This window comes from Faecalibacterium prausnitzii, from assembly GCF_003287405.1.
In the GTDB taxonomy this organism is placed as follows: Bacteria; Bacillota; Clostridia; order Oscillospirales; family Ruminococcaceae; genus Faecalibacterium; species Faecalibacterium intestinale.
The window spans coordinates 1-13,287 of sequence record NZ_PRLD01000009.1; the positions used below are offsets into that span (position 1 = coordinate 1).

Genomic DNA, 13,287 nt, shown 5'->3' on the forward strand with positions numbered 1-13,287 from the left:
AATGTCAGCGAAGCCGAATTTCACAATCTTCAGCAAATTGTCTTGTGCGAAAATCAGAAAGTTTCCATTGAGAAAAAACTTGCAAGTACGATACTACTGGTTCTGATGATATGTGCAACTGCTGCATTTGTATGGCTCACTTTTTGGTATAAGGTTTTGTTATGAAAGAGATAATTATTGAACCACATATTGGAATTGGACAATTAAAATTAGGCATGACATCAGATGAATTAGAAAATGCTCTTCTACAAATGAAGAAACAGTGGTCGAATTCTTCTGATGAAGCAATGCAAATGGAATGTTGTGCGGAAACCGATGACCCTAATTTGATAACCGGACGATATATGGATAATGATTCGTTCTTTCTTGTGCAGTATCGGAACGGAAAAGCTGCTGAAATCGGCATCCAGCGTGATTTGTCTAAAGTGGCATCAATAAAATTGTTCGGGATGGATATGTTTAATACAGCCGCCGAGTGTATTATTGATAGCTTAATGAAAAAGGACAACGTTATTTGCAACGAAAAGGACTTGCAACTGGGAACGGAATATTTTTTTCCCGAAATTGGAGTCCGACTCTGGAGAGAGCGAGCATTTCATCCCAAACTGTTGAAAGACCCGCTATACATGGAAGAAATGCAGGCGGTATTAGAAGATGAATACCAGTATCAGTATTTTCAGATGGTTACCATAATAGGTTGAACTACTAACTAATCATGAGCCCTCTATTTGCAACGACTGCAAGTAGAGGGCTGTTGTTTTGCCTTGGATATTTTAATTAAAGGTCAATCTTCCAGTCTGCCATGGTCGCAGCCAAGTGAAAGGTAGTGTTCAATCTCACCACTCAGCACAAGCTGGGCGTACTCCAATGGCTTATTGTAGAGCAGCCAATCCAGTTCTGCCCGCTGTGCCGGGGTGTTGCCGTACTCGTCCTCAATGGCGATGCAGTCAAGGGAAAGGACAGTGCCATCCTCAAACCGGGCTTCCACCCGGTTGGTGTCCATATTGTAGCGGCAGGAAAGTAGTTTCATCATAGTAGTGTCCTCCTAGACTTGATTTTTGGTGTGCGGCCACTCAAACCAATGCCGTCAAGTCGATGGGGGATAGGTCGATTTTGTTTGTCAGAGAGTAAGTGCACGGTTTCTGCACGGATTTTGCACGGTTTCAAAACGTGCAGAAGGTGCTTTTCGCTGCAAAATTCGACAAAGGGTGCAGAAATTACCGGGTGAAAAATCACGTTGCTTTGATTGAAAATAACGATGACTCGAAACTTCCATAAATTGAGACGAACCGGCGGCTTGCTCTCTTAATCAGTGGGCCCAGGGTTCGAGTCCCTGGAGGTGCACTAGATATTGAACGTCAAATCGTAAGATTTGACGTTCTTTCTTTATGTAAGAAAGCGGCTGCACACTTTCTGCACACCGTTTGCACATTTGCCCAAATCAGGGGCTTTTCTGTGCATGGCTTGCACAGCCTGCTTTCCTTTGCATAAAAAGAAGAGAGGTTAAGCGAACAAGGCTCTCGTCAATTCTCTGCGTTCGTCTGCGTCCATCAGCCGGATGGCTTCAAGGATCTCCTTACCGGAGATTTTTGTTGCCGCCGGCTTTTCGTTTTGCCGGGGCTGGGATGCTGCCGGGGTCAGGTCTTGGGAGTAGAAGTTTGCTTCGATCTTCTCGGTCAGCTCCAACCGGGGCTTGTCCTGCGTGTGGGCGTAGGTGTCCATCAGGACAGATGCCGTTGCATGACCTGTGTTGCCCTGCACCGACTTGAAGTCACCGTCCGACTGCAAGAGCTGGTAGGTGGCACTGGAGTGCCGCAGGCCGTGGAACACGATCTGCTCAAACTCCGGGTGCTCGGCTCTCCACAGGCGGTACCACTTTGTCAGCAGCTCCGGCGCGATGGGCAGACCATCCGGGAGCCGGAACAGTTGCCCGCAATTGCTGTATTTCTCCGGGGCGTTCTGCTCGTCCTGCTTGAGCTTTTCAAGCCATGCCAGCAGTTCTTCCTTTAAGGGCTTTGTCATATACAGGACACGGTTGGATTTCTTGGTCTTGGGCTTTTTCAGGATAAGGGAGGACTTGCTGCCCTCACGCCTGTCCGGGAAGGTGTAGTAGACCTGTTTGGGGTCGAGCTTTTTCAGAGCGTCCTTGTTGGCTCTCTGCATGGTCTTGCTGACCGAGATGGTGCCACGCCCATCGGCGGCATCAAAGTCCAGATCACTCGGCTGTAAGCCGAGGATTTCGCCCTCACGGAGCGAAAGGATCATGCTCATGTGCACCGCCAGATGCAGGGCAGGATTCTCGATGGTCTGCAAGGCTGCCAGCATGGTTTTCTCGTCCCAGATGGTGCGCTCCTCGATATTGACCTTGGGGGCATCACGGGGCAGGGGAATCTTGTGGATGAGGTCCCACTCCACAGCATAGGAAAATGCGGTCTTGAGCAGCGTGTAGACTTCGTGGATAAATGATTTTTCTAATCTCCGTTTCAACAGCTTGCCGGGAGAGTGCGCAGCAGCGGAGCTGCTGGATCTGCCGCCATTTTGCGTCAGATAATACCCATCATATCACTGGGGCAAAGGGCTGCGCTCTCTGCACTCCTGCTCCGGGCAAACTGTCAACCTGACACTTTGCCAATACCCCCTATAAGGGAGAACTTGGGCGTTTCGCTGCGTATGTGCGTACGCAGCAGGTGGCTTTCTATGTACGCACATACGCAGCGAAAGACCGGAAACGCACCATACGTTTCGCGAACGCGAACTTTTGAGAACGCGTTGTTTTCGGCAGCTTGCAAGAAAAAGCGATGGAAACTTTGGCAAAAAGAGAGAGGGCCGGACGGTGCCAGCCCTCTTGACAGGAGCAGATACGCAGATTTCTGCTTTATGCCCGCACATCCTTCCGGCGTAAAAGCAGCCATGCCAGAAGGAACATCGTCCCCAGCCAGAAGATGCAGCTGAAGGCAAACAGCCCGTAGCTGCCCGCCAGAGCATCCGCACTTCTGTTGGAGTTCATTCCGAGTTGCATCAGGGAATAGGGCCACAACAGCCCATGACCCTTGGAGCTGATAAAGATGCCGGTAATGCCGCCCAGCAGCCCCAGAAAAATGGGCACGGCAAAGCTGCGGATGACCATGGCCAGCACCAGCTGTGCGGCAATGACAGCCAGCGCACCCAGCAGTCCCCGCAGTAAAAACAGCGGTAAGGTGACCGGCGGCAGCCCGGGCAGATGGGCAAATACCTTGCCGCAGAACACGAACAGCGCAAATACAAAGCCGTGGGTCAGCAGCGCAAGCTTTGTCACCACCGCAAACTTTGCGGCAAACAGGTCCAGCGGCGGTACGGGGCTTGCCATGATCAGGTTCCAGTTGTGCCCCAGATGTTCCAGCCGCCACAAGTAGGCAGCATAGGTGGCTACCATGGCAGGGAAGAAGAGCATGGAATAAAACAGGGTGTGCTGGGTCCACAGGCTATACCAGCCGTCGGTGAGGATCTCAAGATTTTGCAGATAATTGAAAGTACCGTAGGTGGCCGAAAGAATGGGCAGCACAAAGAACATTGCCCAGATGGGGGATGCGTGGAGTTTGCGGTTCTCCGCAAGAATACAGCGTTTCAGCATGGTTTTATACCTCCTCGTCCTGTACCTTGCGCCACGCAAGGGCAAACAGCACAGCGCCCAGCGCAAGGGTGAAGGCCAGCAGCACCCAGTTAAAGGGGCGGGTGCCGTAGGTGACGGTGTGGGTGGCCTTGTCCCAGTTCGCCACTTCGTAGGCGCTCAGAGGGATGTAGTACCCAAAAGGCACAAAGTAACTGGCAAGCGGTGGCATAAAAGCCGAAAACAGCCCCACCAGCGCCCCTACGATGCCCACGCAGAGCGCCGGCAGGGGATTGCCCACCCACAGCATCAGCAGAAATTCTCCAAAGAAGAGCATTGTGTCCACCGCCAGCGTGCAGATGAATAGGTAGACCAGCTGCCCAGTGGGAAAGGCTTCGGTATAACCATGGACACGCCCCAGCACCGGAACGCAGGCCAGCTCCAGCACCGTGACCAACAGCACCTCCAGCACCCCAAAGACAGCTTTGCCTGCAAACAGGCTGCGGCGGCTCTGCAGGGTGTAGAGCAGCTTTGCGGTGTTGCCTTTGATCTCCATATCCCACAGCCGGGAGGCCAGCACTGCCATCATCACTGGCATCAGAATAGCTTCAATGACGGGCAGGCTGTAAAGCAGGGCGCTGTAACCGTTGGCAAGCTCCTCCGGGTCTGCCGGAGCAAGGCCGCCCACCCACAGCACGACAATGCCGGGGATGAGCAGGCAGAGAGCAAGGTCATGCCTACGGTGGGCTTTTTGCAGTTCTGCACGGAAAGCTGCCATCTTACGCCACCTCCCCGCTGGTCTGGGTCAGGCTGAGGAAGATGTCCTCAAGGCTCTTTGTCTGCGCAGTCAGTCCAACTACGCCCACGCCGCTTTCGGCAAGAGTACAGACCAGCGCCGCCAACGCTTCGTCCGGCAGCGGGGGCAGCTGCAGGGTGTCCGGCTGGTCTGCCGGTGCAGCGGCTTTTACTCCCTGCTGCTGCAGGACGGCTGCGGCTTTGGGGGCGTCCAGCACCCGCAGCAGAATGCCGCCCCGGCTGTGCTTTTGCAGCTGCTGCAAGGAGCCCTCGAACAGCAGTTTGCCGTGGTTCAGGATGCCCACCTGATCCACCATCTGCTCGATCTCTCCCAGCAGGTGGCTGGAAATCAGCACGGTGGCTCCGGTGGTCTGCGGCATGGAAGCAATCAGACTGCGCATCTCCTGAATACCTGCCGGGTCCAGACCGTTGGTGGGTTCATCTAAAATCAGCAGTTTGGGGCTGCCCAGCAGCGCCATGGCAATGCCCAGCCGCTGCTTCATGCCAAGGGAATACTGCCCCACCTTCCGGTCAGCGTCTTTGGTCAGGTGCACGATCTCCAGCACCCGGCTGATGTCCTTCCGATCCACGTCTTTCAAGTCAGCCACGATGGAAAGGTTTTCTCGGGCGGTCAGGTGCAGATAACCGGAGGGGGATTCGATCAGGCTGCCGGTCTGCCGCAGCAGGGCAATGCGGTTTGCTTCGTTCAGGGTGTGCCCCAGCAGTTCCACACTGCCACCGGTGGGGTGTACAAGCCCCAGCAGCATCTTCATGGTGGTGGATTTGCCCGCACCGTTGGGGCCTAAAAAGCCGTAAACACAGCCTTCCGGGACAGTCAGGTTCAAATGATCCACCACCGGACGGCCATGGTAGCTTTTGCAAAGGGCATGGGTCTCGATCACAGGTTTCATAAAGGGTCTCCTTTCGCATTCATGGATTTCGGAACGATGCCAGAATACACCCGCTGCCTTAAACTGACCGGAAGCGCAGCTTAATTTACCCTTAAATTTGCAGGCGTTTTCCGCTGCGGCGCAAAAAAGTGTGGTATAGTAAAGGCAGGAAAGGAGAACTGCCCTTATGGATACCATTTATGATGCAAAGCTCCTGCTTGTGGACGACAACGCCGAGCTGCTGGCACTGCTATGTGAGCAGCTGCGGGGCGCAGGATATGGCCATATCAGAACTGCCCAAAGCTGCGCCGCTGCCCGCGCCTGCTTTGCGGCAGAACAGCCGGAGTTGATGATCCTGGATATCAACCTGCCGGATGGGGATGGATTTTCGCTGTTCCGGGCGCTGCGGGCAAAAGCGGATGTCCCGGCATTGTTCCTCTCTGCACGGGACGCGGATGCCGACCGTCTGTTTGGGCTGGGTCTTGGCGCAGATGACTACCTGACCAAGCCCTTTCTGATGCAGGAGCTGCTGCTGCGGGTGCAGCATATTTTGCAGCGGGCGTACCGGGCAGAGCTGTCCCGTACAAAACCGGCACCTTTGCAGCTGGGGGAGCGGTGCGTAGACCTGAATGATGCCATTGTTACCCTGCCAGAGGGCAAAACGCTGGCACTGACCGCCACCGAACTGGCGCTGCTGCGGAAATTGGCAGAGAACCGGGGACACATCGTTACCTACGATGCCCTTTGTGCGGCGGTCTGGGGCGCAGATTACTATGGCTACGAGAACAGTCTGGGTGTACATATCCGGCATCTGCGGGAGAAGCTGGAAGCCGAACCCGGTGCGCCGCAGTTTCTGCGGACGGTGCGGGGCATTGGCTATAAGCTGACAAAGGGGGAAGAAGCATGAAAACCTTTGTGCGCCTGATCCGGCGGTATGTGCTGGCGGCGGTGGGCATTGTTTTGCTGCTGTTGTTTTCCGGTGTTGCGGTGCTGGGCTGGCTGGGTTGGCAGGAGGGCTGCCGCCTGCCGCAGCGGGAATACTCCTCCAGCGAGATCGCGGATTCCATGGTGGAGACCGCCGAAGGGCTTGCCTTTGGGGCAGAACGCACCCCGCAGGAATGGATGAACGGCTACGAGTGGGCGATGGTGCTGGACGATGTGGGAAACATCCGCTGGAGCTACGGCCTGCCGCAGGAACTGAACCATGCCTACACTCCCGGCGATATCGCCAAATTTGCCCGCTGGTATCTGGCGGATTACCCGGTGTTCTGTTGGACAGAACCTTACGGACTGTTCGTCATCGGGTTGCCAAAGGGGAGCCTGTGGAAGTACAGCATTTACAGCTCACCGGACTTTGCCCTGAGCATGGTGCGGGTGCTCCCGGCAGCAGCGTTGGGAATGCTGCTGCTGGGTCTGGTTCTCTGCTTCTGGCTGAGCTGGCGGGGGGCAAAGCGGCTGGAGACCGTGGCAAACGGTCTGGAAGCACTGGCGCAGGGGCAGACCGTCCGGCTGCCTACCGACGGTTTTGCCGGGGAACTGGCAGAAAAGCTGAACCAGACCGGGGCGCAGCTGCAAGCCAAAAATGAGATGCTTTCCCGGCGGGACAACGCCCGCACCCAGTGGATCGCAGGAGTCAGCCATGACGTGCGCACCCCGCTGGCGCTGATCTTAGGCTGGGCAGAGCAGTTGGAACAGGATGCACTTTTGCCGGACAGCTCCCGGCAGAAAGCGACCGGCATCCGTACCCAGTGCGAAAAGCTGCGCACCCTCATTGATGACCTGAACCTGACCAGTAAGCTGGAATACGGTGCCCAACCCCTGCGCCGGAAAGACCTCCGGGCAGGGCCGCTGTTCCGGCAGCTGGTGGCGCAGTTTTGCGAAAGCCCGCTGGCAGAGCGCTGCGAGATCACACTGGAACAGGAAGAGCCAGCAGAGCAGACAGTGCTTTCGGTGGATGAGGCGCTGCTGGCACGGCTGCTGGAAAATCTGCTGAACAACAGCGTCCGGCATAACCCAAAGCCGGTGAACATTACCGTGCACACCCGGCAGGTAGGGGAGCGCTTCTGCCTGACCGTGGCAGATGACGGTATCGGCTATCCAGCTGCCGTTCTGGTGGCACTGAACGCTGCGGAGCCTGCCGAAAATGCGCCCCATATCCTTGGCCTGTATGTAGTGCAGCAGATCGCCGCCGCCCATGGCGGCACGGCAGTGTTTGGGCAGAATACCCCCCGCGGAGCAAAAGCAACGGTCTGGCTGCCGGTAAAATAAAAAATGTGAACCTTTTAGGTGTTTCCACCCAGAAAAGTCCACATAGAAAGAGCTGCTTCGGATTTATAAGAGATCGCAGTTGTCCAAATCCCTGCCATGAATCGTAGTTGTTGATGTACATTTGATGCTTGGCCTAAACAGATAATATCGTAGCTGCCGTATCGGGTTCGAACCCGGCCATTTTCCCGGCTTTGCATAAAAATCCGATGCCTGCTTTAAGGGGCTGATTTTGGCTCTGCACATTTTTGCACACCGGAACGGCTGGATAACGGATGCAAGAGGGGATGGCGGATGCAAAGAATGCAGCGGATGCAAAACACAAATTTACGGTGAAACGATAAAAGTAACGAATCTGCGTAATTCTGGAAATTGACGATTGTTGCACGTTGGTCTCTCTTAATCAGTGGGCCCAGGGTTCGAGTCCCTGGAGGTGCACCACAACAACAAAATCCGAACTTTTTTCCGATAGGAGAAGGGTTCGGATTTTTTGTATTCTTCGGAAAACAGGACGAATCCCTTGCTTCCATCGAAAAACGTCCTAGACCTTATCATAAGAAAGCACGACAGACCACTGTGAGAGTGCCGTAAGGCGGAAAGGACACAAACATGAAGTACGATGAAAGAGCCTGCAAGTTCAACATGGACACCGGCTGTGTGGAACTGCTGCTCCGGGATGGGAGAATGATCTCCATTAACTGCACTGGGGTCGAGGATGCACCGGATGTGACCATGTCGCAGAAATCAGAGTTGGATTACCTTATCTACAATGACCCGCTGGGCTATGCGGATTTGATTCTGAACGGTGACCCGGAGAAATACTTGAAAACCGTGACCGGGAGCCATGGGTTAGAAGATTAAGAGAAATGCCGTTCCAAAAGCAACTGGAACGGCATTTCTTATCTTTCGATATTCGGCATCTTCTGTCCCCGAAGCTCCTGCCGGATGGCACGGAACTGATCAGGTACATCCGCATCGGTCATCGCACCGGGAACATCCACTGTCCCAGCGGCTTTGGCGGCTTCATAGAACCAGCATTTATACTCCACGGTCTCCAGCGTATGCTGTAACTGCTGGATCTGCTGGGTGAGCACCTCCCGCTGATGCCGGAACATTTCCAGCCGGGTGTCAATGGTGTCGTCTCCCTGCATGGAAAGCTCAATATACTGCCGGATATCCTTGATGGACATTCCGGCTTTTTTCATGCAGCGGATGACCTGCAGCCACTCGAAGTCGTTTTCCCGGAACATCCGAATGCCGCCGGAGGAACGCTCCACAAAGGGAAGTAACCCTTCTTTGTCATAGTAGCGCAGGGTGGAGGCAGGTACGCCCAGCTTTTGTGCCATTTCACCTACGGTATAGATCATCTGAAACCTCCGGTTTTTCAAAAAGCCCTTGACTTAAAGTACGCTTTAAGTTGTATGATAAAATCAATCTTTATCAACATCATAATGCGGATGCACTCCGCTGTCAAGGAGGTTCCTATGAGCAAGAAGGTATTGATTTTGTCTGGCAGTCCACGGAAGGGCGGTAACTCTGATATTCTATGCGATGAATTTCTGCGTGGAGCACAGGCTTACGAGATGGGGAGGAATGTATAATGGCAGTGAAACAGACCGCAGGGCGGGATGCTCTGGGCGAATTTGCGCCAAAGTTTGCAGAACTTAACGATGAGGTACTATTCGGGCAGGTGTGGAGCCGAGAGGATAAACTCTCCCTCCGGGACCGCAGCCTTGTGACGGTGGTGGCACTGATGGCGCAGGGACTGACGGACTCCTCGTTTCGGTATCACCTGACGGCAGCGAAAAACAACGGTATTACCCGGACTGAGATTGCAGAGATCCTGACCCATGCGGCGTTTTATGTAGGTTGGCCCAAGGCGTGGGCGGCTTTCCGCATGGCCAAGGAAGTCTGGGCAGAGGACGCAGCAGAGGATGCCAAGGCAAAGCACCAGAGTGAAATGGTGTTCCCCATCGGTGCATCCAACGACGGTTTTGCACAATATTTCAGCGGAAAAAGCTATCTGGCACCCTTGTCCACCGCACAGGTTGGCATTTACAACGTCACCTTTGAGCCGGGCTGCCGGAACAACTGGCACATCCACCATGCCGCAAAGGGTGGCGGGCAGATCCTTGTCTGCGTGGCAGGCCGGGGCTACTATCAGGAATGGGGCAAAGCGCCGCTGGAGCTGCATCCGGGCGATGTGGTAAACATTCCCCCGGAGGTCAAGCACTGGCACGGTGCTGCACCCGATTGCTGGTTCTCTCATCTGGCAGTGGAAGTACCCGGTGAGGGCACCTCCAACGAGTGGTGCGAGCCGATGCCGGAAGAAACCTATAAGGAGTTGCAGTGATGCGGTTTGATGTACACCCAACCATGATGAAACAAAAATAGGGTGCGCCCCTGCGGACGCACCCTGAAAAATCCACATACGACAGAGATATGTACAACAGGGCGTTCCCCGTCGGGATCGCTCTGTTTTCTCTATAGTGGGAGGAATTGTGTCAAATTGACACAATTCCTCCTCGTCCGTTTTAAGCAGGGTTTGGGGTGGGACCGCATTTGCAAAGCGTAACCTGCTTTTGCGAACCGCAGACTGTATGCTGAAAGAGCGCCGCAAGCTGGTGTTGGTGTCACGGGAAAGCCCACTGTCCACCCTGCATCTGGAAAACCTGTGTAAAGCCAGTCAGTACGGTGCAGTCATCCTGCCGCCCATGCAGACCTACTATAACCATCCGGCATCTGTTGCGGATATGCCCCGTCACACCGTCAACCGGATCCTGAGTCAGTTTGATCTGGACGAGGAAAGCTATGAGTGGGAGGGCATGAATCCATGAAACATTTTACCCATGAGCAGATGTTCCGTGGAAAACCCATCACGGCAGAAATCACAGTGACAGACTGCGGGGTGCAGGTTGGTCTGTATGGCGGCGACAAGCCCCATATCGGAGCGGTTGGAATCGCAGCCCCGGATGGAAATATCACTGTTACGCAGTTTGAGGGACACAAGGAAGGAATCCTTTGTCAGCACTGGTGTGAAGAACTGTTTAAGGCTGTGAATTGTCCGGTTGTCGTGTCAGCGGGAATACACTATGATAATGCCAGCAAAGAAGAAATTTTGCAGGTGGTGGAGATCAGCAACGTACTTTTAGGGATTGGAATCCGAAAGCTACAATCTATATAATAATTTCAAAATGTTCTTTCAGGTGCTTGCGTATAGGGTATATGCTTGCCACCAAGCCGTTCTGCGGCTACTGTGGGGCGCTGATGTTTGGCGAAAGCGACGGAAGTTGCATCCGAGGAAAATGGTTCGGATTTTTTGTTTTCTTTGGAAACGAGAACAATGGATCTTCCCATAAAATCGTATTGAAAAAACACCGCCCATCTGCGTAATCAAACGCAGGTGGGCGGCGTTTTGCGCTATCGGCTCAGAGACTGCCGGAAATTACAGCTTATGAAAGACTTTCAATGATCTCCGCACTCTTTTCAATGCCGATGACCCCGCTATCCAGCGCGACATGATAGTTAGCGGCATCGCCCCATTTCATATCGGTATAGAAGCGGTAATAGGCGGCACGGCGTTTATCTTTTTCCTTCAGTCGGGCTTCGGGAGATTTCTCCCGCTCCCCGTAGACCCGCACGATGCGGTCAGCCCGGAACTTCATGTCCGCGTGGACAAAGACTTTCAGGCAGTCGGTGCGGTCCTGTAGGATAAAATCGGCGCAGCGTCCCACGATGACGCAAGGCTCCTTTTCCGCCAGCTCCCGGATGATCCGGTACTGCAGCTTCCAGAGCAGGTCCTCGTTGGTGGGGCCAAAGCTGCGGTCGGTGAAGGCAGAGGCGAGGAAGCCGCCGGGGGTGTACTCTCCGGCCTCCTTGACGTAGCTTTCGTCAAAGCCGCTTTCAGCAGCCAGTTTCTGGATCAGTTCAGCGTCGTAGCACCGGATGCCCAGATGTTCTGCCACCAGCTTGCCGATGGTTCTGCCGCCGCTGCCAAACTCGCGGCTGATGGTGATGATGCGTTTTTCCATTAGACTTCTCCTTTCGTGCTCAGTTCACGGTAGGTTTTGCAGATCAGATAGCCTGCAATCAGGAAGGTGAGGATATCCGACATGGGCATGGAGTACAGCACACCGTCCAGCCCGAAGAACCGGGGCAGCAGCAGGGCAAAGCCCACGCCGAACACCACCTCACGCACCATGGACAGGGCGGTGGATTCCGCTGCCTTGCCCATGGCCTGCAAAAAGATGAAGCACGCCTTATTGACACAAGCAAGAATGATCATGCACAGGTAGATGCGGAAGGACTTCACGGCAAAATCGGTGTAGTAAACGCTCTCGTTGGCGGCACCGAACAGGGCGATGAGCTGCCGGGGAAGCAGCTCCACCAACACCAGTGCAACGGCACCCACGGTGGCTTCTGCCAGCAGCAGTTTCGTGAACAGCTCCTTCACACGGGTGGGCTTTTTGGCGCCCATGTTGAAGCCCACCACGGGGATGCAGCCAGCCGCCATGCCCACCACGATGGAGATGACGATTTGGAAGAACTTCATCACGATGCCAACAACTGCCATAGGGATCTGGGCGTACTGCTCCTGCCCGAACACGGCATCCAGTGCGCCGTATTTGCGGATCATGTTGTTGATGGCTGCCATTGCCGCTACAAGGCTGATCTGGGATAGAAAGCTGGTCATGCCAAGGGTCAGGGTACGGCCGCAGATGGAGCCCTTCAGCCGGTAGTCGCTCTTTTCAGGGCGAATGATCTTCATGTGCAGCAGATACCACACTGCCAGCGCTGCCGTGACCAGCTGACCGATGACGGTAGCCACTGCCGCGCCCATCATGCCCCAGCGGAAGCTGAAAATGAAAACAGGGTCCAGAATGATGTTCAGCACCGCACCCGCAAGAGTGGAGATCATGGCAAACCGGGGATTGCCATCCGCGCGGATAATGGGGTTCATGGTCTGCCCGAACATATAAAAGGGCACGCCCAGCGTGATATAGAAGAAATATTCCTGCGAGTGGTGATAGGTCTCGGCGTTCACCGTTCCGCCGAACAGGGCGAGAATGGTATCCGCAAAAACCAGATAGAGAGCCGCCAGCACAATGCTGCTGACCAGACACATCACCACTGCGTTGCCGACGCTCCGCTTTGCCTTGAGAACTTCGTTCTGACCAAGGCTGATGCTGACGAAAGCGCAGCAGCCGTCACCGATCATCACCGCAATAGCCAGCGCCACCACCGTCAGCGGGAACACAACGGTGTTGGCGGCGTTGCCGTAGGAGCCCAGATAGCTGGCGTTTGCAATAAAGATCTGGTCCACGATGTTGTACAACGCGCCCACCAGCAGTGAAATAATGCACGGGATCGCGTATTTCCGCATCAGCTTGCCGATGCGTTCCGTGCCGAGGAACTGATTGGAACTTTCCATGGGATTCACCTTTACCTTTCCATTTTGGGGCAAACATTGCAGTTTGCGCTTTCAATGCCCGGACAACATCCGCAAACTGCATATCGCAAATATGCAGTTTTGTAAGTCATTTCTGCAAAAAATTGCGATAAAAAAACGGGCAGCCCTTATGCAACCGGTTTTACGCATGAGTGCTACTCGTTGTACGAAATTATTATAGCCTGCCCGCCGGGAATTTGCAAAGGCAATTTTGCACAAGAATTGTACTGGGCATTCTGCGCAGATTGCACGAGGCAAACTTTGTGGAAGATGCCCTTTGAAGCCAGCCGCCCGGCCGTGGT

General features: G+C 54.4%; 15 protein-coding genes and 1 pseudogene. 8 read left to right on the forward strand and 8 right to left on the reverse strand.

Going from position 1 to position 13,287, the window contains the following annotated elements:
• The first annotated feature begins 161 nt into the window (after window positions 1-161).
• Window positions 162-701, forward strand: coding sequence for a hypothetical protein (locus tag C4N24_RS09575; protein ID WP_112091226.1), 540 nt, complete (start codon window positions 162-164; stop codon window positions 699-701).
• An 83-nt stretch (window positions 702-784) separates the two neighbouring features.
• Here C4N24_RS09575 and C4N24_RS09580 read toward each other — a convergent pair whose 3' ends face one another.
• The 5 genes from C4N24_RS09580 to C4N24_RS09600 all read right to left on the reverse strand — a co-directional run bounded on the left by C4N24_RS09580 (window position 785) and on the right by C4N24_RS09600 (window position 5,292).
• Window positions 785-1,033: a DUF6061 family protein gene (locus C4N24_RS09580; protein ID WP_097783552.1), complete on the reverse strand. Its 249-nt coding sequence runs from the start codon at window positions 1,031-1,033 to the stop codon at window positions 785-787.
• A 470-nt stretch (window positions 1,034-1,503) separates the two neighbouring features.
• Window positions 1,504-2,487, reverse strand: a complete 984-nt coding sequence (locus tag C4N24_RS09585; RefSeq protein WP_242983232.1) for a site-specific integrase — start codon at window positions 2,485-2,487, stop codon at window positions 1,504-1,506.
• A 388-nt stretch (window positions 2,488-2,875) separates the two neighbouring features.
• Entirely contained in the window at window positions 2,876-3,610 is a 735-nt protein-coding gene (locus C4N24_RS09590) for an ABC transporter permease (protein ID WP_112091227.1), read from the reverse strand.
• A 4-nt stretch (window positions 3,611-3,614) separates the two neighbouring features.
• Window positions 3,615-4,364, reverse strand: a complete 750-nt coding sequence (locus C4N24_RS09595) for an ABC transporter permease (RefSeq protein WP_112091228.1) — start codon at window positions 4,362-4,364, stop codon at window positions 3,615-3,617.
• Between the two features lies 1 nt (window position 4,365).
• Entirely contained in the window at window positions 4,366-5,292 is a 927-nt protein-coding gene (locus C4N24_RS09600) for an ABC transporter ATP-binding protein (protein ID WP_112091229.1), read from the reverse strand.
• A gap of 166 nt (window positions 5,293-5,458) precedes the next feature.
• On the opposite strand from C4N24_RS09600, the gene C4N24_RS09605 reads away from it, so the two are divergent.
• The 3 genes from C4N24_RS09605 to C4N24_RS09620 all read left to right on the forward strand — a co-directional run bounded on the left by C4N24_RS09605 (window position 5,459) and on the right by C4N24_RS09620 (window position 8,397).
• Complete coding sequence (locus tag C4N24_RS09605) at window positions 5,459-6,178, forward strand: response regulator transcription factor (RefSeq protein ID WP_112091230.1); 720 nt, start codon at window positions 5,459-5,461, stop codon at window positions 6,176-6,178.
• The gene (locus tag C4N24_RS09610) at window positions 6,175-7,539 is read left to right on the forward strand and encodes a sensor histidine kinase (RefSeq protein WP_112091231.1); all 1,365 of its coding nucleotides are present in this window, start codon (window positions 6,175-6,177) and stop codon (window positions 7,537-7,539) included. The genes C4N24_RS09605 and C4N24_RS09610 overlap by 4 nt, the downstream gene beginning before the upstream one ends.
• Before the next feature lie 606 nt (window positions 7,540-8,145).
• Complete coding sequence (locus tag C4N24_RS09620) at window positions 8,146-8,397, forward strand: DUF6061 family protein (protein ID WP_112091233.1); 252 nt, start codon at window positions 8,146-8,148, stop codon at window positions 8,395-8,397.
• A 38-nt stretch (window positions 8,398-8,435) separates the two neighbouring features.
• Here the strand turns inward: C4N24_RS09620 and C4N24_RS09625 are convergent, their stop codons facing one another.
• Entirely contained in the window at window positions 8,436-8,903 is a 468-nt protein-coding gene (locus C4N24_RS09625; RefSeq protein ID WP_112091234.1) for a MerR family transcriptional regulator, read from the reverse strand.
• A 90-nt stretch (window positions 8,904-8,993) separates the two neighbouring features.
• On the opposite strand from C4N24_RS09625, the pseudogene C4N24_RS09630 reads away from it, so the two are divergent.
• From C4N24_RS09630 to C4N24_RS09650, 4 genes and pseudogenes are all read left to right on the forward strand, one after another.
• A pseudogene (locus C4N24_RS09630) lies at window positions 8,994-9,134 on the forward strand (flavodoxin family protein); the annotation flags it as partial.
• Window positions 9,135-9,136: 2 nt separating this feature from the next.
• The gene (locus C4N24_RS09635; RefSeq protein ID WP_112091235.1) at window positions 9,137-9,889 is read left to right on the forward strand and encodes a carboxymuconolactone decarboxylase family protein; all 753 of its coding nucleotides are present in this window, start codon (window positions 9,137-9,139) and stop codon (window positions 9,887-9,889) included.
• A 229-nt stretch (window positions 9,890-10,118) separates the two neighbouring features.
• Window positions 10,119-10,373, forward strand: a complete 255-nt coding sequence (locus C4N24_RS09645) for a flavoprotein (protein WP_347475219.1) — start codon at window positions 10,119-10,121, stop codon at window positions 10,371-10,373.
• Window positions 10,370-10,720 carry a hypothetical protein gene (locus C4N24_RS09650; RefSeq protein ID WP_112091237.1) on the forward strand — a complete coding sequence of 117 codons (351 nt, stop codon included), beginning with the start codon at window positions 10,370-10,372 and terminating at the stop codon, window positions 10,718-10,720. Before C4N24_RS09645 ends, C4N24_RS09650 begins: the two co-directional genes overlap by 4 nt.
• A gap of 268 nt (window positions 10,721-10,988) precedes the next feature.
• Here the strand turns inward: C4N24_RS09650 and C4N24_RS09655 are convergent, their stop codons facing one another.
• Window positions 10,989-11,567 carry an AAA family ATPase gene (locus tag C4N24_RS09655; RefSeq protein WP_112091238.1) on the reverse strand — a complete coding sequence of 193 codons (579 nt, stop codon included), beginning with the start codon at window positions 11,565-11,567 and terminating at the stop codon, window positions 10,989-10,991.
• A complete protein-coding gene (locus C4N24_RS09660) occupies window positions 11,567-12,967 on the reverse strand; it encodes an MATE family efflux transporter (RefSeq protein ID WP_112091239.1) in 1,401 nt (466 codons plus the stop codon). Before C4N24_RS09660 ends, C4N24_RS09655 begins: the two co-directional genes overlap by 1 nt.
• Window positions 12,968-13,287 lie beyond the last annotated feature (320 nt).